This window comes from Bordetella pseudohinzii (assembly GCF_000657795.2).
In the GTDB taxonomy this organism is placed as follows: domain Bacteria; phylum Pseudomonadota; class Gammaproteobacteria; order Burkholderiales; family Burkholderiaceae_B; genus Bordetella; species Bordetella pseudohinzii.
In genome coordinates this window covers 322828-345322 of record NZ_JHEP02000002.1, presented here as the reverse complement: position 1 = coordinate 345322, position 22495 = coordinate 322828, and the positions used below count along the sequence as shown (strand labels likewise).

Below are 22495 nucleotides of genomic sequence, written 5' to 3'. Positions count from 1 at the left end.
ATCTTCCTTATCGAAATCCCCGGAATTTTCCGGAAAGAAACGAAAATCCTAACCAGATGGCAGAGAAGACAGGTAATGCGAACTTGAATCCAGGGTATAACCTTTCATTATCAACTTACTGAAGGGTGCACGGCCGATGCGGTTCAAGCTCAGACAGATGGAGGCGTTCCGGGCCGTCATGCTGACAGGCTCCATGAATGGCGCGGCGCGTCTGCTGTTCGTCTCTCAGCCCGCCGTTAGCCGGCTGATCAGCCATGCCGAGCAGACGCTGGGCCTGCAATTGTTCGAGCGCGACAAGGGCAAGCTCACGCCCACGCCCGAGGCGCAGCGGCTGTTCCAGGAAATCGGCCCGCTGTTTGATGAAGCCTTGCGCATCGACGAGCTGGCTCGCGATCTGGCCGCGCGCCCCGAAGGCACGCTCAATCTCTGTTCCAGCCCCAGCCTGGCCTTGAATTTTCTGCCGCCCGTCATCGCCCGCTATATTGGCGAGCATCCGGATGTGCGTGTGAAGTACCACACCACCTTGCTGTCGGATATGGCGCATGAGCTGCTGGGACGCAAGGTGGAGCTGGCTGTATCGGTGCTGCCCATCGATCATCCCAATCTCGTGGTCGAGCCTTTTGCGTCGGGCAGGATGGTGTGCATCCTGCCGGCCGGCCATCCCCTGGTGGTCCAGGAAACGGTCGGTCTGCGGGAGCTGGCGCGCGAACGCCTGGTGCTCTATAACCGCAACATTCCATTCGGCCAGCTGGTGGCGGCGGCCTTTCAGCGCGCCGATATCGCTTGGCGGCCTGCCGTGGACATCGTGCGCGCCGAGCTGGCCTGCGCGCTGGTGGGTAACGGCGCGGGCGTGGGCATCGTCGATGAGTTTTCGGTGGGCGGCAAGGGCTGGCCGGGCATCGCGGTGCGGCCCTTGCGCGAACCCATTCCGCTGGCACTGAGCCTGGTGCGTTCGCGCTTCGAACGACCCAGCCGCCATGTCCAGCGCTTTGTTCGCATGCTCAAGACGCACGCCCAGCAGGCGTCCGGCTGACCTTGCCCGGCGATCCGCCCATGGGCTATCTTCGTGCCCATGAGTTCTTCCCCGACGGCCCTGTCCGGGCACGAAATCCTGCACATCATCGTCAATACGGGCTCGGGCCGCGATGATGACGGGCAAACCCTCATCCGGGACGCGCTGCGGGCGGCTGGCCGCCAGCATGTCATCCATCCGGTGCATGATGCGCGCCGCCTGGGCGACCTTGCGCGCGACGTGGTGGCGCGGGCGCGCGGGCAGGGCGGCGTGGTGGTGGCCGCCGGCGGCGATGGCACGCTCAATGCGGTGGCCGCCGCCGTGCTGGGCAGCGACGTGCCCTTTGGCATCCTGCCCCAGGGCACGTTCAATTATTTCGGCCGCGCCTATGGGATTTCCCAGGACACGGCCCAGGCGGTCGAGGCCTTGTTGAGCGCCCGCCCGCAGGCGGTGCAGGTCGGCCTGGTCAATGGGCGGCCTTTCCTGGTCAATGCCAGCCTGGGGCTGTATCCGCAGCTGCTGCAGGACCGCGAGGCCTACAAAAACCGCTTCGGCCGCCGCCGTTGGGTGGCCTTGCTCTCGGGGCTGGTGACGCTGTGGCGGCACAGAAGCCAGCTCGATCTCACGCTGGAGTATGGCGGGCAGCGTCTGCGCACGCCCACGCTGGTGGTCGGCAACAATGCCTTGCAGTTGCGCCAGATCGGCATGCCGCAGGCCGATGCGCTGGACGAAGGCAAGCTGCTTGCCATGACGCTGCGGCCCGTGGGCACCTGGGCGCTTTACGGGCTTTTGCTCAGGGGCCTCATGAGCCGTCTGGGCGAGGCCGAGCAGGTCAGCAGCTTCGCCTTCAAGCGGCTGACGGTCGGGCTGCGGCGCCGGCGTGTCAAAGTGGCCATGGATGGCGAGATCTGCTGGCTGGATACGCCGTTGCGTTTCGAGGTGTCGCCCGAGCCGCTCATGCTGCTGGTGCCGGCCGAGGCGCACCGCGTGGAGCCGGCATGACGCGGGTATTGCATATCTCGGATACGCATTTCGGCACGGTGCCCGAGGCGGTCGAGCGCGCCCTGCAGGAGCTGGTCCAGGCCTGCCAGCCCGATCTGGTGCTGCTGGGCGGGGATATCACCCAGCGCGCGCGCCGGGTGCAGTTCGCCGCGGCGCGCCGTTTCGTACTAAGCCTGCAGCGGCCCGTGCTGGCCGTGCCCGGCAATCACGATATTCCGCTGTTCAACCTGGCCGCGCGCCTGTTCAATCCCTATGGCAATTACCGCCAGGCGCTGGGGGTCAATCTCGAGCCGGTTTTCGAGGATGGGCGGGTGCTGGCCATCGGCGTGAACAGCACCCGCCCATCGCGGCGCAAGAACGGCCAGGTGACGCCGGCCCAGGTGCAGCGCGTGGCGCAGCGCCTGCAGGCCGCGCGCGATGCCCAGCTGCGCATCGTGCTGCTGCATCATCCTGTATGCGCCGTCGAAGAAAGCGATACCGCCAATCTGCTGATCGGCCGGGAGTTCGCGGTGCCTGCCTGGGTGGATGCCGGCGCCGACCTTATCCTGGGCGGCCATATTCATTTACCCTATGTGGTGCCTTTGTCCGGGCGCCTGGGCCGGCAGGCCTGGTGCGTGCAGGCGGGCACGGCCCTGTCCTGGCGCGTGCGCGGCGGTATTCCCAATTCGGTCAATCTGATCGATCATGAGAACCCCGGGCAATGCGTGGTGCGCCGCTGGGATTTCGATGCCGCGCGCTCCGGCTTCCAGGAGGTCGCCGCGCATCCACTGGCTCTTACGCGCCAGACAGCCCCTTTACCCATGGCCTGACGGCCGGTTCGCAATGAATGAATTCGCAGTCTGGGCAGCCGTCCATCCCTACTATTGGTTTTGCGGCTTGCCGCTATTGGCCGCCGGCCTGGCCTGGGTGTCCTGGCAGGCCCTGAGCGGCCAGGCCCCCGGACGCAGGCGCAGCGCCCTGTACGGCAGCTTTGCGCTGGGCATGGTGGTGCTCTTCCTGGCGCTGGCCGTGGCGGTCAGGCAGGACGACAGCAGCCTGGTCGCCTTCGATACCGCGCTGGCGCGGGGACTGAGCCTGTCCATGGCCACCGAATTACTGTGGCTGCTGTCATGGTTCACGCACTTGGGGGACCGCAGTTGGCTGACCGTGCTGGCCATGGTGATGGTGCTGGGCCTGCTCATGCGGCAGCGCTGGGGCCTGGCCATGGGCGCGGCGGCGGCCACCGCCGGGGGCGGCATCCTCAACTGGACGCTCAAGCATGCTTTCCAGCGCGTGCGGCCGGACTTCGGCCACGGCTTCAGCCATCCCACGGGCTTCAGCTTCCCGAGCGGTCATGCCTCGGCCTCCCTGGCCGTCTACGGGTTTGCCTGCTATCTGCTGCTGCGTCTGCTGCCGGAACGCTCGCAAGGGCTGTGCGTGGCCCTGACCGCCGCCCTGGTGGCCGCCATCGGCGTGAGCCGCGTGCTCCTGCAGGTCCATTACCTGAGCGACGTCGTGGCCGGTTTTGCGGTCAGCGCGCTCTGGCTCGCGCTCTGCGTCACGCTGACCGAACGGATGCTGCGCCGGCGATAAGCCCGGCCAGTTCGCCGGCCGCGGGCTGGCGGTAATCCGCGCCAGCCTGCCGGATGGCATGGGCCAGCATCCGGCCCCATTCGCCGGGGTGGGGGCAAAGATCGAGCACCTGCTTGCCCTCTAGCGGCGCGCCGACGGCGCCATCGCTATAGCGTTTGAGCACGCGATCGATCTCGCGCGGGTCGGGCAGCGCCAGGATGATGCGCTGCGATTCCCTGAGCGCCTCGGCCGCGCTGCCGGCCAGCGTGGCCTGGCCGCGGAAGGCTTCGCCGCGCTGCGGGTCGCGGTCGTAGACCGTGACGTCCCAATCCCGCGCCAGCAACTGGCGCGCGGCGCGCGCGCCCGCTTCGCCCAGCCCGATGATGCTGACGGTGTCCATCATGGCGCGGGCACCGACCAGGTGCTGACAATATGGGCCAGCGGCTCGCCGCCGTGCTCGGCGCGCAGCGTCACCTCGCCGGCCGTCAGGCGGCCTATCTTCAGGAGCCGGGCGTCGGCCAGCACGGCGCCGGCCGGCGTCTTGCGCAGGAAATTGATGGTCAGGCTGGCGGTGACGGCGCGCGGCTGGCCGGTGGCGCCGACGACCGCGGCATACATGGCCACGTCGGCCAGGCCCATGAGCATGGGGCCGGCCACGATGCCGCCCAGGCGCTGGTGGCTGGGGCTGGGCGGCAGGCGCAGCAGGGCGGTGCCCGGCCCGATCGCCTCGACTTCGATGCCCAGCACCTGGGCGAAGGGGTGCTGCTCGGCCAGCAGCTGGCGGAACTCGGGCACGCTTACCCGGGCGTTCGTGGTCGGTGTGTCCATCAGGATTGCTCCAAGACCTGGCAATAGTGCTCCAGCAGGGTTTCGGCGCGCTGGTGCAGGGATTTGACGCGGCGGGTATGGTGCAGCAGCAACAGACCCATCAAATAGGTAAAGACGTTCATTTCCTCGATCTGGACCCGGGCGGCCTCCCAGCCCTTGCTGGCGGCCAGGCCGGCGCCCAGCCGGTCCACGGCCTGGCGCAGCAGGGCATTGAGCGCCTCATCCATCTCCTTGCCCAGCCCCCGGGGCTGCAGGCCTCTATACAGATAGAGGCCAAGCGAGAATTCGGTTTCGCGGTCGGCGTAGTAGGCGAAGAAGCCTTCGATGGCCGCCCGCGCGGCCCGGGGCGCCGGCGCCTGGGCCAATTGCCGGTCCAGATGGGCCAGCAGGCGCGACAGTGAAGCCCGCAGCAGTTCGCCGTAGATGGCCTCCTTGCCCTCGAACCACGGGTAGATCGCTCCCGTGGTGCAGTCCGCCTCCTTGGCGATGGCGCGTATCGTGGTCTGCTCCAGCCCGTCGCGCGCGAACACGCGCTCGGCCGCGTCCAGGATGATCTGGCGCTTGAGCGCGGCCAGGCGGTCGGAGCGGGACAGGGCGGAGTCGGTCATGGGTGTGGGCGGATATCAATGTTCTTGCTGAATAACATTGTTATCCGAAAGAAAGGGTTTGACCAGCCCGGCCATCGGAACCGGCGCCCGCCGCCTATGAAGGCGGGCTAAGGGTAAGCCCGGAGCTGGTCTTGCTAACGGGGACGGGATGTTGCATCAAGCCAACAGTGCCCCGGTCAAGCGCGCCTTTTCTGCGTGTCTTCGTAGCCAGCCCCATGGATTTTTGATGCAATAGCGTCAACTTCCCTTCGCGGAGTTAGGGGGGCGGCAGGCTGGTCGTGCGGCGTTGCTGCTCTTGTCACTCAAATCTACGGAGATTTCTTAAATGAAAAAGACTCTGCTCGCTGCCGCCCTGCTCGCTGGCTTCGCTGGCGTTGCCCAGGCAGAAACGTCGGTGACCCTGTACGGCATCATCGATACGGGTATCGGTTACAACAAGATCAAGGGTGCTGAAGACTACGGCATTCGTGACGGTAGCCGCGTCGGCATGATCAACGGCGTGCAGAACGGCTCGCGCTGGGGTCTGCGTGGTACGGAAGATCTGGGTGACGGCCTGCAAGCCGTTTTCCAACTGGAATCGGGCTTTGACTCGGGTACCGGCCGTTCGGCTCAAAGCAGCCGCCTGTTCGGTCGTCAAGCCACGATCGGTCTGCAAAGCAACTCCTGGGGCCGTCTGGACCTGGGCCGCCAGACCAACATCGCCTCGAAGTACTTCGGTTCCATCGATCCGTTCGGCGCCGGCTTCGGTCAAGCCAACATCGGTACCGCTCTGAGCGCCACCAACACCGTCCGCTACGACAACATGGTCATGTATCAGACCCCGTCGTTCAGCGGCTTCCAAGCTGGTGTTGGCTACTCGTTCAACGCCGACAGCACCCGTGGCGCTGAAACCGGCTTCCGCACCGCCGACAACACCCGCGCCATCACCGCTGGTCTGCGCTACGTCAACGGCCCGCTGCAAGTCGCTTTCGCCTACGACCAGCTGAACGCTTCGAACAAGCTGCCCCAGGAAGATGTTGACGCCACCCCGCGTCAATACACCCTCGGCGGCGCCTACGACTTCGAAGTCCTGAAGCTGTCCCTGGCCTATGCCCGCACCACCGACGGCTGGTTCTCCTCGCCCTCCGTCAACGGCAACTCGCTGCTGGGCGGCGACGTTCCGACCTTCGCCGACGGCTTCAAGTCGAACTCGTACATGGTCGGTCTGTCCGCCCCGATCGGCGGCGCCAGCCAGATCTTCGGTTCGTGGCAGATGGTTGACCCGTCGAACGACAAGCTGACCGGCGGCGACGAGAAGATGAACATCTTCTCGCTGGGCTACACCTACGACCTGTCCAAGCGCACCAACCTGTACGCTTACGGTTCGTACGCCAAGAACTACGCCTTCCTGGATGGTGTGAAGAGCACCGCCGTGGGCGTGGGCCTGCGTCACCGCTTCTAATTGCCTGCGGGGCCTGGCCCCGCCTGCAATTATCAAGCACCCACAGGCGGGCCTTCGCTCCGCCTGTCAAAAAGCCACCCGCAAGGGTGGCTTTTTGCCTGATTGGAATACTCTATTCCAGCAATAGAGTTCAGCCGGAAGTCACCATGCAAATGCTACAATCTGAAGGTTTGCGCATTTGACGGACGCCCTGAATGAACCTGCAACAGTATTTTCCCGTCCTGCTGTTTATCGCCGTGGCCACGTTGATCGGCTTCGCGCTGATTACGGCCGGCTCTCTCCTGGGGCCGCGGCGTCCCTACGCCGAAAAGCTCTCCCCCTACGAGTGCGGTTTTGAAGCGTTTGAAGACGCCCGCATGAAGTTCGATGTGCGCTATTACCTGGTGGCCATCCTCTTCATCCTGTTTGATCTGGAAATCGCCTTTTTGTTCCCGTGGGCCATTGCCCATGGAACAGTCGGCCTCGTGGGCTTCTGGACGGTAATGGTCTTCCTGGCCGTGCTGACGGTCGGTTTCATCTATGAATGGAAGAAGGGCGCGCTGGATTGGGAGTGATGCACTCCGAGCACGCTAGCAGAGACGAATATGGCTATTGACGGCATTCTTAAGCAAGGTTTTATCACCACCAGCGCTGATAAGTTCATCAACTGGGCAAAAACCGGTTCGATGTGGCCCATGACCTTCGGTCTGGCCTGCTGCGCGGTGGAGATGATGCACGCGGGCGCGGCCCGCTATGACCTTGACCAATTCGGGATCATTTTCCGCCCCAGCCCGCGGCAGTCCGATCTGATGATCGTGGCCGGCACGCTGTGCAACAAGATGGGCCCGGCGCTGCGCAAGGTCTACGACCAGATGCCGGAACCGCGCTGGGTGGTTTCCATGGGCTCCTGTGCCAACGGTGGCGGCTACTACCACTACTCCTACTCGGTAGTGCGTGGCTGCGACCGCATTGTGCCGGTTGACGTCTACGTCCCCGGATGCCCGCCCACGGCCGAGGCGCTGGTCTATGGTCTGCTGCAAATGCAGAACAAGATCCGCCTGACCAACACGATCGCGCGCTAAGCCATAGCGCGGCCCGCCAGTGGCGCGGCTCCGTGCGGCGTAGCAGTACCGGTTTACCTATGCGTAAAAGATGATGACCAGGCTCGAAACCCTGAAAAACAACCTGCAGGCCACGCTCGGCCAGGATATCGCCCTGATCGAGGATCTCGGCGAACTGACGCTGGAAGTTCCGGCCGCCCAATGGCTGACGGTGTGCAACAAGCTGCGCACCGAGGCCGGCCTGCGGTTCGAAAGCTGTATCGACCTCTGTGGTATGGATTACCTGACCTGGGGCAACGGCAGCCGCGCCCAGCAGATCGAAGAGCAGGGCGGCGCGCAACGCGGCCGCTATGCCGTCGTGATCCATCTGCTGTCGATCGAACATAACTGGCGCCTGCGCGTGCGCACCTTCGCCACCGACGACGAGTTCCCCATCGTGGCCTCGCTGATCGAATGCTGGCCCGGCGTGAACTGGTACGAGCGTGAAGCCTTCGACCTGTACGGCATCGTCTTCGAAGGGCATCCGGACCTGCGCCGCATCCTGACCGATTACGGCTTCATTGGCCATCCTTTCCGCAAGGACTTCCCCCTTTCGGGCACCGTGGAAATGCGCTACGACCCCGAGCAAAAGCGCGTCATTTACCAGCCGGTCACCATCGATCCGCGTGAGATCACTCCGCGAGTCGTGCGTGAGGATTCTTACGGCATGGGGCGTTAAATCATGGCAGAAATCAAGAACTACACGCTCAACTTCGGCCCGCAACACCCGGCCGCGCACGGTGTGCTGCGCCTGGTGCTCGAGCTCGACGGCGAAGTGATCCAGCGCGCCGATCCGCACATCGGCCTGCTGCACCGCGCCACCGAAAAACTGGCCGAACACAAGACCTTCATCCAGGCGCTGCCCTACATGGACCGCCTGGACTACGTGTCCATGATGTGCAATGAGCACGCCTACGTCATGGCCATCGAGAAGATGCTGGGCATCGAGGCGCCGCTGCGCGCGCAATACATCCGCGTGATGTTCGATGAAATCACCCGCATCCTGAATCACCTGATGTCGCTGGGTTCGCACGCGCTGGACGTGGGCGCCATGGCGGTCTTCCTGTATGCCTTCCGCGAGCGCGAAGACCTGATGGACTGCTACGAGGCGGTCTCGGGCGCGCGCATGCACGCGGCCTACTACCGCCCGGGCGGTGTCTACCGCGACCTGCCGGACACCATGGCCCAGTACGGCGAGAGCAGCAAGTACCGCAGCGACAAGGAATTGCGCGCCATGAACGACGCGCGTTCGGGCTCGCTGCTGGACTTCATCGAGGACTTCACCAACCGCTTCCCGGCCTGTGTCGACGAGTATGAAACCCTGCTCACCGACAATCGCATCTGGAAGCAGCGCCTGGTGGGCATCGGCGTGGTCGATCCCGACCGCGCCAAGGCGCTGGGCTTTACCGGCCCGATGCTGCGCGGCTCGGGCGTGGCCTGGGACCTGCGCAAGACGCAGCCCTACGAAGTCTATGATCTGATGGATTTCGACGTGCCCGTTGGCGTGAACGGCGATTGCTACGACCGCTACCTGGTCCGCGTGGCCGAGCTGCGCGAGAGCAACCGCATCATCCGCCAGTGCGTGGAGTGGCTGCGCAACAATCCCGGCCCGGTCATGATCGAGAACCACAAGGTCGCGCCGCCCAAGCGCGCCGCCATGAAGAGCAACATGGAGGAGCTGATCCACCATTTCAAGCTCTTCACCGAAGGTTTCCATGTTCCTCCGGGCGAAGCCTATGCCGCGGTGGAGCACCCCAAGGGCGAATTCGGCATCTATCTGGTGTCCGATGGCGCCAACAAGCCCTACCGCCTGAAGATTCGGGCGCCCGGCTTTGCCCACTTGCAGTCGTTGGATGAGATGTCGCGCGGCCACATGATCGCCGACGCCGTCACCATCATCGGCACACAGGACATCGTTTTCGGCGAAATCGACCGCTGATTCTTCAGTCTAGAGCGCCCGCATAAATCCGGATTCAAACTATGCTGCTTTCCGCACAGGCCTACCAGAAGATCGACCGCGAACTCGCGAAGTTCCCGGCCGACCAAAGGCAGTCGGCCATCATGGCTTCGCTTGCCATCGCGCAAGAAGAGAAGGGCTGGTTGCCTGCCGAAATCATTGAAGACGTGGCCAAGTACATTGGCGTGCCGCCCATCGCGGTCCAGGAAGTCGCCACGTTCTACAACATGTTCGACGTCAAGCCCGTCGGCGCCCACAAGATCGCCGTCTGCACCAACTTGCCCTGTGCCTTGCGCGACGGCGAAAAGGCCGCCGACTATCTCAAGCGCAAGCTGGGCGTGGACTTCCGCGAGACCACGGCCGACGGCAAGTTCACCCTCATCGAGGGCGAGTGCATGGGCGCTTGCGGCGATTCGCCGGTGCTCATCGTCAACAACAAGCATATGTGCGTGCGCATGTCGGAACAGAAGCTCGACGCCCTGATCGACGGCCTGAAGTCGCAAGGAGAGTCGGCATGAACGCGCCGGAATTGTTCAAGCAGCTGGGCACCGGCCTGACGGCGGATCCGGGCGCCGACCTGTCCACCTCCATGATCTTCCATGGCCGCCACCTGGGTCCGCAGATCCTGGACGGCCTGGATGGCGCGAACTGGCGCCTGGCCGACTACGTCAAGCGCGGCGGCTACGAGGCCTTGCGCAAGATCCTGACCACCGGCATGAAGCCGGAAGACGTCATCGCCGAAGTGAAGGCCTCGGGCCTGCGCGGCCGTGGCGGCGCGGGTTTTCCCACCGGCCTGAAGTGGAGCTTCATGCCGCGCGCCTTCCCGGGCCAGAAATACCTGGTCTGCAATTCGGACGAAGGTGAGCCCGGCACGTTCAAGGACCGCGACATCCTGCGCTTCAATCCGCACATCGTGATCGAAGGCATGGCCATCGCCGCCTACGCGATGGGGATCAGCGTGGGCTATAACTACATCCACGGCGAAATCTTCGAAGTGTACGAACGCTTCGAAGAGGCGCTCGAAGAAGCGCGCGCCGCCGGCTTCCTGGGCGACAAGCTGCTGGGTTCGGATTTCAGCTTCCAGCTGCATGCCTTCCACGGCTACGGCGCCTATATCTGCGGCGAGGAAACGGCGCTGCTCGAATCGCTGGAGGGCAAGAAAGGCCAGCCGCGCTTCAAGCCGCCTTTCCCCGCCAGCTTCGGCCTGTACGGCAAGCCCACCACCATCAACAACACCGAGACCTTCGCGGCGGTGCCCTGGATCATCCGCAACGGCGGCCAGGCCTACCTCGAAGTCGGCAAGCCCAACAACGGCGGCACCAAGATCTTCTCGATCACCGGCGACGTCGAGCGTCCGGGCAATTACGAGATCCCGATGGGCACGCCGTTCTCCAAGCTGCTGGAGCTTGCCGGCGGCATGCGCGGCGGCAAGAAGCTCAAGGCCGTGATCCCTGGCGGATCGAGCGCCCCGGTGCTGCCGGCCGACATCATGATGGAATGCACGATGGACTATGACTCCATCGCCAAGGCCGGCTCCATGCTGGGGTCGGGCGCGGTCATCGTCATGGACGAGACCCGCTGCATGGTCAAGTCGCTGCTGCGCCTGTCGTACTTCTATTTCGAAGAAAGCTGCGGCCAGTGCACGCCCTGCCGCGAAGGCACGGGCTGGCTGTATCGCATGGTGCACCGTATCGAGAACGGCCAGGGCCGTCCGGAAGACCTGGACATGCTCGACAGCGTGGCCGGCAACATCATGGGCCGCACCATCTGCGCCCTCGGCGACGCCGCCGCCATGCCGGTGCGCAGCTTCATCAAGCATTTTCGCGACGAATTCGCGCACCACATCGAGCACAAGTCTTGTGTGGTCCCGCAATATCTGTAGGTCTCAGGAACAGCAATGGTTGAACTAACCGTCGACGGCAATAAAGTCGAAGTGCCCGAAGGCAGCATGGTGATGCATGCGGCCCAGAAGATCGGGCTTTACGTGCCGCATTTCTGCTACCACAAGAAACTGTCCATCGCGGCCAACTGCCGCATGTGCCTGGTTGAAGTGGAAAAAGCGCCCAAGGCGCTGCCGGCCTGCGCCACCCCCGTGACCAACGGCATGGTGGTGCACACCTGCTCCGAGAAGGCCAAGGCCGCCCAGAAGTCGGTCATGGAATTCCTCCTCATCAATCACCCGCTGGACTGCCCGATCTGCGACCAGGGCGGCGAGTGCCAGCTGCAGGATCTGGCGGTGGGTTATGGCGGCTCGTCCTCGCGCTATCACGAGGAAAAGCGCGTGGTCTTCCACAAGGACCTGGGGCCGCTGGTCTCGGCCGAAGAAATGTCGCGCTGCATCCATTGCACGCGCTGTGTGCGTTTCGGCCAGGAAATCGGCGGCATGATGGAACTGGGCATGCTCAATCGTGGCGAGCATTCCGAGATCACCTCCTTCGTGGGCCGCTCGATCGAGTCCGAACTGTCGGGCAATATGATCGACATCTGTCCCGTCGGCGCGCTGACCTCCAAGCCTTTCCGCTACAGCGCCCGCACCTGGGAGCTGGCGCGCCGCCGTTCCGTCAGCCCGCATGACAGCGTGGGCGCCAACCTGGTGGTGCAGGTCAAGGGCGACCGCGTGCTGCGCGTGGTGCCCTTCGAGAACGAAGATGTCAACGAATGCTGGATCAGCGATCGCGACCGCTTCTCCTATGAAGGCCTGAACACCGAAGACCGCCTGGCCGCCCCGATGATCAAGGGCACCGACGGCAAGTGGCAGGAAGCTTCCTGGGCCGATGCCCTGCAGGCCGTGGCCCAAGGCCTGTCGCGTGTGCGCGAAGGCTTCGGCGCCGGCCAGATCGGCGCGCTGGCGACCGAATACGCCACCACCGAAGAGTTCTCCCTGCTGGCGCGCCTGACCCGCGCCCTGGGTTCGGAGAACATCGATTTCCGCCTGCGCCAGACCGATGCCGGCTTCGACGCCGCTCTGTCGGGCGCGCCCTGGCTGGGCATGCCCCTGGCCGAGCTGGACAACCTGGACCGCGTCCTCGTGGTCGGTTCCTTCCTGCGCAAGGACCATCCCCTGATGGCCCAGCGCCTGCGCCAGGCCGTCAAGCGCGGCACGCAGGTGCTGCTGCTCGACAGCGCCGCCGATGATCCGCTGCTGCCGGTGAGCGCCCGCCTGACGCTGGCGCCCTCGGAACTGGCCCGCGGCCTGGCCGAAGTGGCCGTGGCCCTGGCCCAGCTCAAGCAGGCCGCCGTGCCGGCCGAGTTCGCCTCGGTCACGCCGGGCGAGGACGCCAAGCGCATCGCCGCCAGCCTGGCTTCGGGCAGCAATGCGGCCGTGCTGATGGGCAATCTGGCGGTTTCGGCGCCCAATGCCTCGACGCTGGCCGCCAATGGCCGCGCCATCGCCGAGCTGTCGGGCGCCAAGTTCGGCTTCCTGACCGCCGGCGGCAACACGGTGGGCGGCTATCTGGCCGGCGCCGTGCCGGGCCGCGGCGGCAAGACCGCCGCCCAGATGCTGGCCGAGCCCCTGAAGGCCTATGTCGTGCTGCACGCCGAGCCGGCGCTGGATGCCGACAACGGCCCGCAGGCCCTGGCCGCGCTGCGCGGCGCGCAATTCGCCGTGGCGCTGACCGCCTACCGCTCCTCGGCCGAGGACTGGGCCGACGTGATGCTGCCCGTGGCGCCGTTCACCGAAACCTCGGGCACCTTCGTCAACGCCGCCGGCGTGGCGCAGAGCTTCAAGGGCACGGTGGCGCCGTATGGTCAGACCCGTCCCGCCTGGAAGGTCCTGCGTGTGCTGGGCAATGTGCTGCATCTGGCCGGTTTCGAGGATGAAACCTCCGAAGCCGTGCGCGATGCCGCGCTGGCTGGCGGCGTCGAAGGCCGCCTGTCCAACGAGATCAAGGCCGCCCTTGGCCTGGGACAGCCGGCCGGCGCGCTGGAGCGCCTGGCCGATGTGCCCATCTACCGCAGCGACGCCATCGTGCGCCGCTCCGAGCCCCTGCAGGCCCACGTCGCCTCGCGCGCGCCCAAGGCGCGCATGAACGGCCGCACGCTGGCCGCTCTGGGCCTGGAAGCGGGCGCCAAGGTGCGCGTGTCCTCCCCGCAAGGCGCGGTGGAGCTCGAAGCCGCGCTGGACGACGCCGTGGCCGATAACGCCGTGCGCGTCGCCGCCGCCTTTGCGCAAACTGCCGCCCTGGGCGGCGCCTTTGGTCAAATCAGCGTGGAGCGTGCCTGATGGAATGGCTCAATGTTCTTGAAAGCCAGGGTCAGGCATTGCTGGGACCGACGGCTTGGTTGGTGATCTGGACGATCATCAAGATTGTCGGCATCGCGGTGCCCATCATCCTGTGCGTGGCTTACCTCACGTACTGGGAGCGCAAGATGATCGGCTGGATGCACGTGCGCCTTGGCCCCACCCGCGTGGGCTTCAAGGGGCTGCTGCAGCCTTTCGCCGACGTGTTCAAGCTGCTCACCAAGGAAGTGGTGGTTCCTTCCGAGGCCAACAAGATCCTCTTCATCGTGGCGCCCGTCGTGACGCTGATGCCGGCGCTGGCGGCCTGGGCCGTGGTGCCCTTCGGTCCCGAGGCGGTGCTGGCCAACGTCAATGCCGGCCTGCTGTACATCATGGCCATCACCTCGGTCGGCGTCTACGGCGTGATCGTGGCCGGCTGGGCCTCGAACTCCAAGTACGCCTTCCTGGGCGCCTTGCGGGCTTCGGCGCAGATGGTTTCCTACGAACTGGCCATCGGTTTCGTGCTGGTGACGGTCCTGCTGGTGTCCGGCAGCCTGAACATGAACGAAATCGTCATGGGCCAGGGCCGCGGCTGGTTCGCCGACCATGGCCTGACCTTCCTGTCCTGGAACTGGCTGCCGCTGCTGCCGCTGTTCGTGATCTATGTGATCTCCGCCGTGGCCGAAACCAACCGCCACCCCTTCGACGTGGTCGAGGGCGAATCGGAAATCGTGGCCGGCCACATGGTCGAATACTCGGGCATGGCCTTCGCGCTGTTCTTCCTGGGCGAGTACGCCAACATGATCCTGCTGTCGGCGATGGCCTCGATCATGTTCCTCGGCGGCTGGATGGCGCCCATCGACATCGCGCCGCTGAACTGGATCCCGGGCTGGATCTGGCTGGGCATCAAGACCTTCATCGTGGTGTCGCTGTTCATCTGGTTCCGCGCGTCGTTCCCGCGTTACCGCTATGACCAGATCATGCGTTTGGGCTGGAAGATCTTCATCCCGCTGACCGGCGTGTGGCTGGTCGTCGTGGCGATCTGGATGCAGACGCCCTGGAATATTTGGCGCTAAGGCGCCGGATCGAGGCTGGAAATGGAAGCGATCAAGGATTTTTTCGGCAGCCTGCTGCTGACCGAGCTGTTCAAGGGTATGCGCCTGACGGGCAAGTACTTTTTCAAGCGCAAGATGACCTTGCGCTACCCCATGGAGAAGACGCCGGCTTCGCCGCGTTTCCGTGGCCTGCACGCGCTGCGCCGCTACCCCAACGGGGAAGAGCGCTGCATCGCCTGCAAACTCTGTGAAGCGGTCTGCCCGGCGCTGGCCATCACGATCGAGTCGGATCAGCGCGAGGACGGCACCCGCCGCACCACGCGCTACGACATCGATCTGACCAAGTGCATTTTCTGCGGTTTCTGTGAAGAAAGCTGCCCGGTGGATTCCATCGTCGAAACGCATATTCACGAGTACCACGGCGAAAAGCGCGGTGATCTGTATTTCACCAAAGACATGCTGCTCGCCGTTGGCGACCGCTACGAAGCCGAAATCGCCCAACGCCGGGCCGAAGACGCGCCTTACCGTTGATCGCCAGGGTCTGATCCATGACTTTTACTTCTGTCCTGTTCTACTTACTGGCTTTCGTCCTGGTGGTGGCCGCCTTCCGCGTCATCACCGCACGTAGCCCCGTGACCGCCGTCCTGCACCTGATCCTGGCCTTCGCCAACGCGGCCATGCTCTGGATGCTGCTGGGCGCGGAGTTCCTGGCGCTGTTGCTGGTGCTGGTCTATGTCGGCGCCGTGATGGTGCTCTTCCTCTTCGTCGTGATGATGCTCGATATCCGTATCGATCACCTGCGCACCGGCCTGAAGACCTATCTGCCCCTGGGCATGGTCATCGGCCTGGTCCTGGTGCTGGAAATGAGCTTCGTGCTGTTCACGACCTGGGGCGACGCCGGCCCGCAGGTGGCCATGGCGGGCGACTACAACAATGCGCGCGCCCTGGGCGAGGCCATGTACACGCAGTACGTCTTCGGTGTCGAGGTCGGCGCCGCGCTGCTGCTGGTGGGCATGGTCGCCGCCATCGCGCTGACCCTGCGCCGCCGCCGCGACGCCAAGTACAACGATCCGGTCGCCGCCGTGCGCGTGCAGGCCAAGGACCGCTTCCGCATGGTCAAGATGAAGGCCCAGAGCGAGCGCGCCCAAGGCAATGCCGCCGAGCAAGGAGAAAAACAATGACCATCACCCTGGCCCATTACCTGATTCTCGGGGCGATCCTCTTCGCCATCGGCATCTTTGGCATTTTCCTGAACCGCCGCAACCTGATCATCCTGCTGATGTCCATCGAGCTGGTGCTCCTGGCCGTCAACATGAACTTCGTGGCGTTTTCGAGCTGGTTCGGCGATACAGCCGGCCAGGTGTTCGTGTTCTTCATCCTGACCGTTGCCGCCGCCGAGGCGGCCATCGGCCTGGCGATCCTGGTGCTGTTGTTCCGCAACCTGAACACGATCAACGTTGACGAACTCGATCGCCTGAAGGGCTGACGGGGTATTGGAAGAAAATGTCTAGCTCACCCAATCTCTATTTGCTTATCGCGCTGGCTCCGCTGGCTGGCGCGATCCTGGCCGGCCTGTTCGGCACGGGGTTCCTGGGCCGTCCGATCGGCCGCCGCGGCGCGCACTGCATCACCATCCTGTTCGTGGCGATCTCCGCCATCGGCTCGCTGGTGGTGCTGGGCGACGTGCTCAATGGCCACACTTTCGACGGCTCGGTCTACACCTGGACGCTGATCGGCAATACCAAGCTGGAAATCGGCTTCCTGATCGATCCGCTGTCGGCCATGATGATGGTCGTGGTGACGTCGGTTTCGCTGATGGTGCACATCTACACCATCGGCTATATGGCCGACGATCCCGGCTACCAGCGCTTTTTCGCCTACATCTCGCTGTTCACCTTCTCCATGCTGATGCTGGTGATGTCGAACAACATGGTGCAGCTGTTCTTCGGCTGGGAAGCCGTGGGCCTGGTCTCCTACCTGCTGATCGGCTTCTGGTACACCCGCCCGACGGCCATCTTCGCCAACATGAAGGCCTTCCTGATCAACCGCGTCGGCGACTTCGGCTTCGTGCTGGGCATCGGCCTGCTGTTCGCCTACGCCGGCACGATGCACTACGGTGAAGTCTTCGGCCAGGCCGACAAGCTGGCCGGCATGAAGCTGCCGGGCAGCGACTGGGCCCTGCTGACGGTGGCCTGCATCTGCCTGTTCATCGGCGCCATGGGCAAGTCGGCCCAGGTTCCGCTGCATGCCTGGCTGCCCGACTCGATGGAAGGCCCGACCCCGATCTCGGCCCTGATCCACGCCGCCACCATGGTGACGGCGGGCATCTTCATGGTCGCGCGCTTCTCGCCGCTGTTCGAGCTGTCCGATGTGGCGCTGTCCTTCATCATCGTGATCGGCGCCATCGGCGCGCTCTTCCTGGGCATCCTGGGCATCATCCAGAACGACATCAAGCGCGTGGTGGCCTATTCCACGCTGTCGCAGCTGGGCTATATGACCGTGGCGCTGGGCGCGTCGGCCTATTCGGTGGCGATTTTCCACCTGATGACCCACGCCTTCTTCAAGGCGCTGCTCTTCCTGGGCGCGGGCTCGGTGATCATCGGCATGCACCACGACCAGGACATCCGCAATATGGGCGGCCTGCGCAAGTACATGCCCATCACCTGGATCACCTTCCTGCTGGGCACGCTGGCCCTGGTCGGCACGCCGTTCTTCTCGGGTTTCTACTCCAAGGAACACATCATCGAGGCGGCCGGCGCCGCCAACGTCTGGGGCGCGAGCTTTGCTTACTACGCGACCCTGATCGGCGTGTTCATCACCTCGCTGTATTCCTTCCGCGTCTACTTCCTGGTCTTCCATGGCAAGGAACGCTTCCCGGCGCATGACGACCATGGCCACGGCCACGATGCCCACGGCCACGACGATCATCACCACGGCGGCAAGCCGCATGAGTCGCCCTGGGTCGTCACGCTGCCCCTGGTGCTGCTGGCCATCCCCTCGGTCGTCATCGGCGCCTGGGTGGTGGATCCCATGCTGTTCGGCAAGTTCTTCAATGGCGTGATCACGGTGCTGCCGCAGCACCCCGCCATGCACGAGCTGCACGAAGAATGGCACGGCTGGGTCGCCTTCGGCCTGCATGCCTTCCAGACGCTGCCGTTCTGGCTGGTGGTCGCCGGCGCGGTCATCGCCTGGTACTGCTACCTGATCAATCCCAAGGTGCCGGCCCGTATCCAGGCCAGCCTCTCGGGTCTGAACAAGGTGCTGGAGAACAAGTATTACGTGGACTGGGTCAACGAGCAGATCATCGCCCGCGGCGCCCGCTGCCTGGGCCATGGCCTGTGGCAGACCGGTGACCGCGGCCTGATCGACGGCCTGCTGGTCAACGGCAGCGCCCGTGTCGTGGGCTGGGTGGCCGCGGTCAGCCGCCACCTCCAGTCGGGCTACATCTATCACTACGCATTCGCGATGATCATCGGCATCATGGCGCTGGTGACTTTCTTTGTGCTGATTCCCCAATGATGGCAAGCGAAATGGCATCCAACAATTTCCCCTGGCTTACGCTTGCGATCTTCGTTCCGATCGTATTCGGTCTGCTGGTGCTGGCGCTGGGCCGAGACGACCGTCCCTGCCTGACGCGGGGGCTGTCGCTGATCGGCGCGGTCGCTGGCTTCCTGGTCACCATTCCCCTGTACACCGGTTTTGACAAGACCACGGCCGCGATGCAGTTTGTCGAGAAGGCCTCCTGGATCGAGTCCTTCAACGTCAACTACCACCTCGGCGTGGACGGCATCTCCGTCTGGTTCGTGCTGCTGACGGCCTTCATCACCATCATCGTGGTGGCGGCGGGCTGGGAAGTCATCACCAACCGCGTGTCGCAGTACATGGCCGCCTTCCTGATCCTGTCGGGCCTGATGGTGGGGGTGTTCGCGGCGCTGGACGGCCTGCTGTTCTACGTCTTCTTCGAGGCCACCCTGATCCCGATGTACATCATCGTGGGCGTCTGGGGCGGCCCGAACCGGGTGTATGCGGCCTTCAAGTTCTTCCTCTACACCCTCATGGGCTCGCTGCTGACCCTGGTGGCCTTCATCTACCTGTGGAATGCGTCGGGCGGCTCCTTCGACATCCTCACCTGGCAGCAGACCAAGCTGGGCTACACGCCGCAGATCCTGATCTTCGTGGCGCTCCTGGCGGCCTTCGCGGTCAAGGTGCCGATGTGGCCGGTTCACACCTGGCTGCCGGACGCCCACGTCGAGGCGCCCACGGGCGGTTCGGTGGTGCTGGCCGCCATCATGCTCAAGCTGGGCGCCTACGGCTTCCTGCGTTTCTCGCTGCCCATCGCGCCCGATGCCTCGCACAGCCTGGCTGGCATGATGATCGCGCTGTCGCTGATCGCCGTGATCTACATTGGCCTGGTGGCCATCGTCCAGGACGACATGAAGAAGCTGGTGGCCTACTCGTCGGTGGCCCACATGGGCTTCGTGACGCTGGGCTTTTTCATCTTCAACACGGCCGGCGTCGAAGGCGCCATCGTGCAGATGATCTCGCACGGCTTCGTGTCCGGCGCCATGTTCCTGTGTATCGGCGTGCTCTATGACCGCATGCACAGCCGACGCATCGCCGACTACGGCGGCGTGATCAACGTCATGCCGCGTTTCGCGACCTTCTTCGTGCTGTTCTCGATGGCCAACAGCGGCCTGCCCGCCACCAGCGGTTTCGTGGGCGAGTTCATGGTCATCATGGGCGCGGTCGAGCACAACTTCTGGGTGGGCCTGCTGGCCGCCACGGCCCTGATCCTGGGAGCTTCCTACTCTCTGTGGATGGTCAAGCGCGTGGTCTTCGGCGACATCACCAATGAGCACGTCCGTGAAATGTCCGACCTGAACCGCCGCGAGTTCTGGATTCTCGGTGTCATGGCGATCGCCGTGTTGTACATGGGGATCTATCCCAAGCCCTTTACCGATGTCATGCATGTGTCGGTGGAGGCCCTGCTGCAACACGTGGCCGTCTCGAAACTGTAAGACAAGACAATGATGCAATCCCACATCGATTTCGCTTTGGCCACACCGGAGATCCTGCTGCTGGTGCTGGCGCTGGCCGTGTTGCTCGTCGACGCGGTAAGCACCCATCCGGAACGCAAGACCACCTATGTGCTCACCCTGCTTACGCTGGCCGTGATGACGGTGGTCTCCCTGGTCCAATGGAACAGCGGCGTCAGCGGCAAGACCTTCAATGGCATGTATGTCACGGATGCGTTTTCGCATCTGCTGAAGATCACCTCCTATATTGCGGTGGGGGTCACCCTGGTCTACGGCCGGCTCTACGCGCAGGCCCGCGACATGCTGCGCGGCGGCGAGCTCTACGTCCTGACCCTCATGGCCCTGCTGGGTCAGATGGTCATGATCTCGGCGGGCAACCTGATCTCCATCTACCTCGGCCTCGAACTGATGTCGCTGGCCCTGTATGCGCTGATCGCGCTGCGCCGCGACAACGCCGTGGCCACCGAAGCCGCCATGAAGTACTTCGTGCTGGGCGCCCTGGCTTCCGGCTTCCTGCTCTATGGCATGTCCATGGTCTATGGCGCCACCGGCCATCTCGATCTGGCCGAGATCGCTCGCGTGATCGGCTCCGGCCAGGCCAAGGAGCTGCCCCTGGTCTTCGGCATTGTCTTCGTGGTCGCCGGCCTGGCCTTCAAGCTGGGCGCCGTGCCTTTCCATATGTGGGTGCCCGACGTCTACCAGGGCTCGCCCACGGCCGTCACCCTGATCCTGGGCGGCGCGCCCAAGCTGGCCGCCTTCGCCATGACGCTGCGCCTGCTGGTCGACGGCCTGCATGGCCTGGCCGCGGACTGGCAGCCCATGTTGATGATCCTGGCCGTGCTGTCGCTGGCGATCGGCAACCTGACCGCCATCGTCCAGACCAACTTCAAGCGCATGCTGGCCTATTCGACCATTTCGCACATGGGCTTCGTGCTCCTGGGCCTGATGGCCGGCGTGGTCGACGGCAAGCCCAATGCGGCATCGGCCGCCTACGGCGCTTCGCTCTTCTACATGATCACCTATGTGCTGACCACGCTGGCCAGCTTCGGCATTGTGCTGCTGCTGTCGCGCCAGGGTTTTGAGTGCGAGCACATCGATGACCTGAAGGGCCTGAACCGCCGCAGCCCCTGGCACGCCCTGATCGTTCTGCTGCTGATGTTCTCGCTGGCCGGCATTCCGCCGCTGGTGGGTTTCTACGCCAAGCTGGCCGTCCTGCAGGCGGTCATCGAGTCGGGCCACGTGGCCCTGGCCGTGGTGGCGGTGCTGTTTTCGCTGATCGGCGCCTTCTACTACCTGCGTGTGGTCAAGGTCGTCTACTTCGACGAGCCGGTGGCCGAAGCCGCTCCGGTCGCGGCCACCTGCGTGCAGCGCGGCCTGCTGTCGGTCAATGGCGCCTTGATCCTCATCCTGGGCATCCTGCCCGGCGGCCTGATGGCCCTGTGCGTGCAGGTCATCAAGAGCTCGCTGGGCAGCTGATCCCGCCGTGACGCAGACCCTGGCCGTCTGGTTGCTGATCGCGCTGGCCTTCGTCAGCGCGAATCTGCCCTTCCTGACGGACAGGGTTTTTGCCGTCTGGGCCCTGAAGCAGGGCAAGCCGGTGGCCATCCGCTTTCTGGAGCTGCTGGTGTATTACGGTATTGTCGGCCTGGCGGGCCGCGCCTTCGAGTCGGCGCTGGGCAATCCCTTTCCCCAGGCCTGGGAGTTCTACGCCATCACCCTGAGCCTGTACTTGGTGCTGGGGTTTCCGGGCTTTGTCTACCGCTACCTCTACCAGCGCAAGCGCGCGCGCCCCGCATAAAAAACGCCTCCCTAGGGAGGCGTTTTTCATGCGGGGCCGGCGGCGGCCTAGCCTTCGAACCAGTTCAGGACCCCGTCCAGACCGCTGACGTTTAGCGCATAAGGCGTCTGCTGGCGCACGATGGGCTTGGCATGGTAGGCGACCGCGTAGCGGGCGCGCGCCAGCATGAGCAGGTCATTGGCGCCGTCGCCCAGGGCAATGGTCTGCTCCTCGGTGGCGCCATGCCGGGCGGCGAAGGCCTGCAGGTGGCGGGCCTTGGCCGCGCCGTCCAGGATATCGCCCAGCACGCGGCCGGTCAGTTTGCCGTCGGCGTCGATTTCCAGCGTGTTGGCGTGCGCGCTGTCCAGCTTGAGGCGCGCGCGCAGGCGCTCGGTGAAAAAGGTGAAGCCGCCCGAGACCAGCAGGGTCTTGATGCCGGCGGCCTGCACGGAGGCCAGCAGCTGTTCGGCGCCGGGATTCAGGCGCAGACGCTCTTCATAGACGCGCTCCAGCACGGTGGCGGGCGTGCCCTGCAGCAGCGCCACGCGGCGGCGCAGGCTGTCGGCGAAATCCTTGATCTCGCCGCGCATGGCCGCCTCGGTGATCTGGGCGACCTTATCCCCCACGCCGGCGCAGGCGGCGATCTCGTCGATGCATTCGATGTTGATCAGGGTGGAGTCCATGTCCATGGCCAGCACCTTGCAGCTGGCCAGCGTCAGGCCGGCCGGCACGAAGGCGGCGTCCACGGCATTGCGTTCGGCCCATTCGCGCACGTCGGCGCGGCTGTCCGGGTCGTCCGCGACATTGAGCAGGCGCGCCGCGGTCGTGGTGATGCGGGCGATGCCCTCGGCCCGGGCGATCGCGCCCAGCTGTTCGGCATGATGGGCGGTCAGGCCCGGCGATTGGATGATGAGATTGGTGCGCATG

At 64.6% G+C, this 22495-nt stretch carries 24 protein-coding genes; 20 read left to right on the top strand and 4 right to left on the bottom strand.

Annotated features, from left to right (window positions below):
* Positions 1–136: 136 nt before the first annotated feature.
* Genes L540_RS03790 through L540_RS03775 form a run of 4 tightly spaced genes read left to right on the top strand, consistent with a single transcriptional unit; the run spans position 137 to position 3586 of the window.
* A complete protein-coding gene (locus L540_RS03790; protein ID WP_043212488.1) occupies positions 137–1033 on the top strand; it encodes a LysR family transcriptional regulator in 897 nt (298 codons plus the stop codon).
* A gap of 39 nt (positions 1034–1072) precedes the next feature.
* A complete protein-coding gene (locus L540_RS03785; protein ID WP_082149531.1) occupies positions 1073–2014 on the top strand; it encodes a diacylglycerol/lipid kinase family protein in 942 nt (313 codons plus the stop codon).
* A complete protein-coding gene (locus tag L540_RS03780; RefSeq protein WP_043212489.1) occupies positions 2011–2823 on the top strand; it encodes a metallophosphoesterase family protein in 813 nt (270 codons plus the stop codon). Before L540_RS03785 ends, L540_RS03780 begins: the two co-directional genes overlap by 4 nt.
* Before the next feature lie 13 nt (positions 2824–2836).
* Positions 2837–3586: a phosphatase PAP2 family protein gene (locus tag L540_RS03775; protein ID WP_043212490.1), complete on the top strand. Its 750-nt coding sequence runs from the start codon at positions 2837–2839 to the stop codon at positions 3584–3586.
* On the opposite strand, the gene L540_RS03770 is transcribed toward L540_RS03775, so the two are convergent.
* The 3 genes from L540_RS03770 to L540_RS03760 are packed head-to-tail and all read right to left on the bottom strand — an operon-like array spanning position 3552 to position 5001.
* On the bottom strand, positions 3552–3968 hold the full coding sequence (locus L540_RS03770) for an NAD(P)-binding domain-containing protein (RefSeq protein WP_109842517.1): 417 nt from the start codon (positions 3966–3968) through the stop codon (positions 3552–3554). The genes L540_RS03775 and L540_RS03770 overlap by 35 nt on opposite strands.
* Positions 3965–4393, bottom strand: a complete 429-nt coding sequence (locus L540_RS03765) for a PaaI family thioesterase (RefSeq protein ID WP_043212491.1) — start codon at positions 4391–4393, stop codon at positions 3965–3967. The genes L540_RS03770 and L540_RS03765 overlap by 4 nt, the downstream gene beginning before the upstream one ends.
* Positions 4393–5001: a TetR/AcrR family transcriptional regulator gene (locus L540_RS03760; RefSeq protein WP_043212492.1), complete on the bottom strand. Its 609-nt coding sequence runs from the start codon at positions 4999–5001 to the stop codon at positions 4393–4395. Before L540_RS03760 ends, L540_RS03765 begins: the two co-directional genes overlap by 1 nt.
* Positions 5002–5326: 325 nt before the next feature.
* On the opposite strand from L540_RS03760, the gene L540_RS03755 reads away from it, so the two are divergent.
* From L540_RS03755 to L540_RS03680, 16 genes are all read left to right on the top strand, one after another.
* Positions 5327–6442, top strand: coding sequence for a porin (locus tag L540_RS03755; RefSeq protein ID WP_043212495.1), 1116 nt, complete (start codon positions 5327–5329; stop codon positions 6440–6442).
* Positions 6443–6636: 194 nt separating this feature from the next.
* A complete protein-coding gene (locus tag L540_RS03750) occupies positions 6637–6996 on the top strand; it encodes an NADH-quinone oxidoreductase subunit A (RefSeq protein WP_029578782.1) in 360 nt (119 codons plus the stop codon).
* 30 nt (positions 6997–7026) lie between these two features.
* Positions 7027–7503 (top strand): NuoB/complex I 20 kDa subunit family protein, encoded by a 477-nt coding sequence (locus L540_RS03745; RefSeq protein WP_005012021.1) that lies wholly within the window; start codon positions 7027–7029, stop codon positions 7501–7503.
* A gap of 70 nt (positions 7504–7573) precedes the next feature.
* Positions 7574–8200, top strand: coding sequence for an NADH-quinone oxidoreductase subunit C (locus L540_RS03740; RefSeq protein ID WP_043212497.1), 627 nt, complete (start codon positions 7574–7576; stop codon positions 8198–8200).
* Positions 8201–8203: 3 nt separating this feature from the next.
* Positions 8204–9460: an NADH-quinone oxidoreductase subunit D gene (locus L540_RS03735; protein WP_043212499.1), complete on the top strand. Its 1257-nt coding sequence runs from the start codon at positions 8204–8206 to the stop codon at positions 9458–9460.
* 41 nt (positions 9461–9501) lie between these two features.
* Complete coding sequence (nuoE, locus tag L540_RS03730) at positions 9502–9996, top strand: NADH-quinone oxidoreductase subunit NuoE (protein ID WP_043212503.1); 495 nt, start codon at positions 9502–9504, stop codon at positions 9994–9996.
* Positions 9993–11360, top strand: coding sequence for an NADH-quinone oxidoreductase subunit NuoF (nuoF, locus tag L540_RS03725; RefSeq protein ID WP_043212505.1), 1368 nt, complete (start codon positions 9993–9995; stop codon positions 11358–11360). Before nuoE ends, nuoF begins: the two co-directional genes overlap by 4 nt.
* A gap of 15 nt (positions 11361–11375) precedes the next feature.
* Positions 11376–13703, top strand: coding sequence for an NADH-quinone oxidoreductase subunit NuoG (gene nuoG / locus L540_RS03720; protein WP_043212509.1), 2328 nt, complete (start codon positions 11376–11378; stop codon positions 13701–13703).
* Positions 13703–14776: an NADH-quinone oxidoreductase subunit NuoH gene (gene nuoH / locus L540_RS03715; protein ID WP_043212511.1), complete on the top strand. Its 1074-nt coding sequence runs from the start codon at positions 13703–13705 to the stop codon at positions 14774–14776. The genes nuoG and nuoH overlap by 1 nt, the downstream gene beginning before the upstream one ends.
* Positions 14777–14797: 21 nt before the next feature.
* A complete protein-coding gene (gene nuoI, locus L540_RS03710; protein WP_029578775.1) occupies positions 14798–15286 on the top strand; it encodes an NADH-quinone oxidoreductase subunit NuoI in 489 nt (162 codons plus the stop codon).
* A 17-nt stretch (positions 15287–15303) separates the two neighbouring features.
* Positions 15304–15936, top strand: coding sequence for an NADH-quinone oxidoreductase subunit J (locus L540_RS03705; protein WP_043212514.1), 633 nt, complete (start codon positions 15304–15306; stop codon positions 15934–15936).
* On the top strand, positions 15933–16241 hold the full coding sequence (nuoK, locus tag L540_RS03700) for an NADH-quinone oxidoreductase subunit NuoK (RefSeq protein ID WP_029578773.1): 309 nt from the start codon (positions 15933–15935) through the stop codon (positions 16239–16241). The genes L540_RS03705 and nuoK overlap by 4 nt, the downstream gene beginning before the upstream one ends.
* Before the next feature lie 17 nt (positions 16242–16258).
* The gene (nuoL, locus tag L540_RS03695; RefSeq protein WP_043212516.1) at positions 16259–18274 is read left to right on the top strand and encodes an NADH-quinone oxidoreductase subunit L; all 2016 of its coding nucleotides are present in this window, start codon (positions 16259–16261) and stop codon (positions 18272–18274) included.
* Complete coding sequence (locus tag L540_RS03690; RefSeq protein ID WP_029578771.1) at positions 18271–19773, top strand: NADH-quinone oxidoreductase subunit M; 1503 nt, start codon at positions 18271–18273, stop codon at positions 19771–19773. The genes nuoL and L540_RS03690 overlap by 4 nt, the downstream gene beginning before the upstream one ends.
* Positions 19774–19782: 9 nt before the next feature.
* Positions 19783–21267: an NADH-quinone oxidoreductase subunit NuoN gene (gene nuoN / locus L540_RS03685; RefSeq protein ID WP_043212518.1), complete on the top strand. Its 1485-nt coding sequence runs from the start codon at positions 19783–19785 to the stop codon at positions 21265–21267.
* Between the two features lie 7 nt (positions 21268–21274).
* Complete coding sequence (locus L540_RS03680) at positions 21275–21589, top strand: DUF2818 family protein (protein ID WP_043212520.1); 315 nt, start codon at positions 21275–21277, stop codon at positions 21587–21589.
* 47 nt (positions 21590–21636) lie between these two features.
* On the opposite strand, the gene serB is transcribed toward L540_RS03680, so the two are convergent.
* Positions 21637–22494, bottom strand: a complete 858-nt coding sequence (serB, locus tag L540_RS03675; protein ID WP_043212521.1) for a phosphoserine phosphatase SerB — start codon at positions 22492–22494, stop codon at positions 21637–21639.
* Position 22495 lies beyond the last annotated feature (1 nt).

Coding starts and splice junctions, on each gene's coding strand:
- nuoF (WP_043212505.1), top strand. CDS start 9,993: ATGAACGCGCCGGAATTGTTCAAGCAGCTGGGCACCGGCCTGACGGCG.
- nuoE (WP_043212503.1), top strand. CDS start 9,502: ATGCTGCTTTCCGCACAGGCCTACCAGAAGATCGACCGCGAACTCGCG.
- L540_RS03770 (WP_109842517.1), bottom strand. CDS start 3,968: ATGATGGACACCGTCAGCATCATCGGGCTGGGCGAAGCGGGCGCGCGC.
- nuoG (WP_043212509.1), top strand. CDS start 11,376: ATGGTTGAACTAACCGTCGACGGCAATAAAGTCGAAGTGCCCGAAGGC.
- nuoL (WP_043212516.1), top strand. CDS start 16,259: ATGTCTAGCTCACCCAATCTCTATTTGCTTATCGCGCTGGCTCCGCTG.
- serB (WP_043212521.1), bottom strand. CDS start 22,494: ATGCGCACCAATCTCATCATCCAATCGCCGGGCCTGACCGCCCATCAT.
- L540_RS03790 (WP_043212488.1), top strand. CDS start 137: ATGCGGTTCAAGCTCAGACAGATGGAGGCGTTCCGGGCCGTCATGCTG.
- L540_RS03755 (WP_043212495.1), top strand. CDS start 5,327: ATGAAAAAGACTCTGCTCGCTGCCGCCCTGCTCGCTGGCTTCGCTGGC.
- L540_RS03765 (WP_043212491.1), bottom strand. CDS start 4,393: ATGGACACACCGACCACGAACGCCCGGGTAAGCGTGCCCGAGTTCCGC.
- nuoK (WP_029578773.1), top strand. CDS start 15,933: ATGACCATCACCCTGGCCCATTACCTGATTCTCGGGGCGATCCTCTTC.
- L540_RS03760 (WP_043212492.1), bottom strand. CDS start 5,001: ATGACCGACTCCGCCCTGTCCCGCTCCGACCGCCTGGCCGCGCTCAAG.
- nuoH (WP_043212511.1), top strand. CDS start 13,703: ATGGAATGGCTCAATGTTCTTGAAAGCCAGGGTCAGGCATTGCTGGGA.
- L540_RS03705 (WP_043212514.1), top strand. CDS start 15,304: ATGACTTTTACTTCTGTCCTGTTCTACTTACTGGCTTTCGTCCTGGTG.
- L540_RS03780 (WP_043212489.1), top strand. CDS start 2,011: ATGACGCGGGTATTGCATATCTCGGATACGCATTTCGGCACGGTGCCC.
- nuoI (WP_029578775.1), top strand. CDS start 14,798: ATGGAAGCGATCAAGGATTTTTTCGGCAGCCTGCTGCTGACCGAGCTG.
- L540_RS03735 (WP_043212499.1), top strand. CDS start 8,204: ATGGCAGAAATCAAGAACTACACGCTCAACTTCGGCCCGCAACACCCG.
- L540_RS03750 (WP_029578782.1), top strand. CDS start 6,637: ATGAACCTGCAACAGTATTTTCCCGTCCTGCTGTTTATCGCCGTGGCC.
- L540_RS03745 (WP_005012021.1), top strand. CDS start 7,027: ATGGCTATTGACGGCATTCTTAAGCAAGGTTTTATCACCACCAGCGCT.
- nuoN (WP_043212518.1), top strand. CDS start 19,783: ATGATGCAATCCCACATCGATTTCGCTTTGGCCACACCGGAGATCCTG.
- L540_RS03740 (WP_043212497.1), top strand. CDS start 7,574: ATGATGACCAGGCTCGAAACCCTGAAAAACAACCTGCAGGCCACGCTC.
- L540_RS03785 (WP_082149531.1), top strand. CDS start 1,073: ATGAGTTCTTCCCCGACGGCCCTGTCCGGGCACGAAATCCTGCACATC.
- L540_RS03690 (WP_029578771.1), top strand. CDS start 18,271: ATGATGGCAAGCGAAATGGCATCCAACAATTTCCCCTGGCTTACGCTT.
- L540_RS03775 (WP_043212490.1), top strand. CDS start 2,837: ATGAATGAATTCGCAGTCTGGGCAGCCGTCCATCCCTACTATTGGTTT.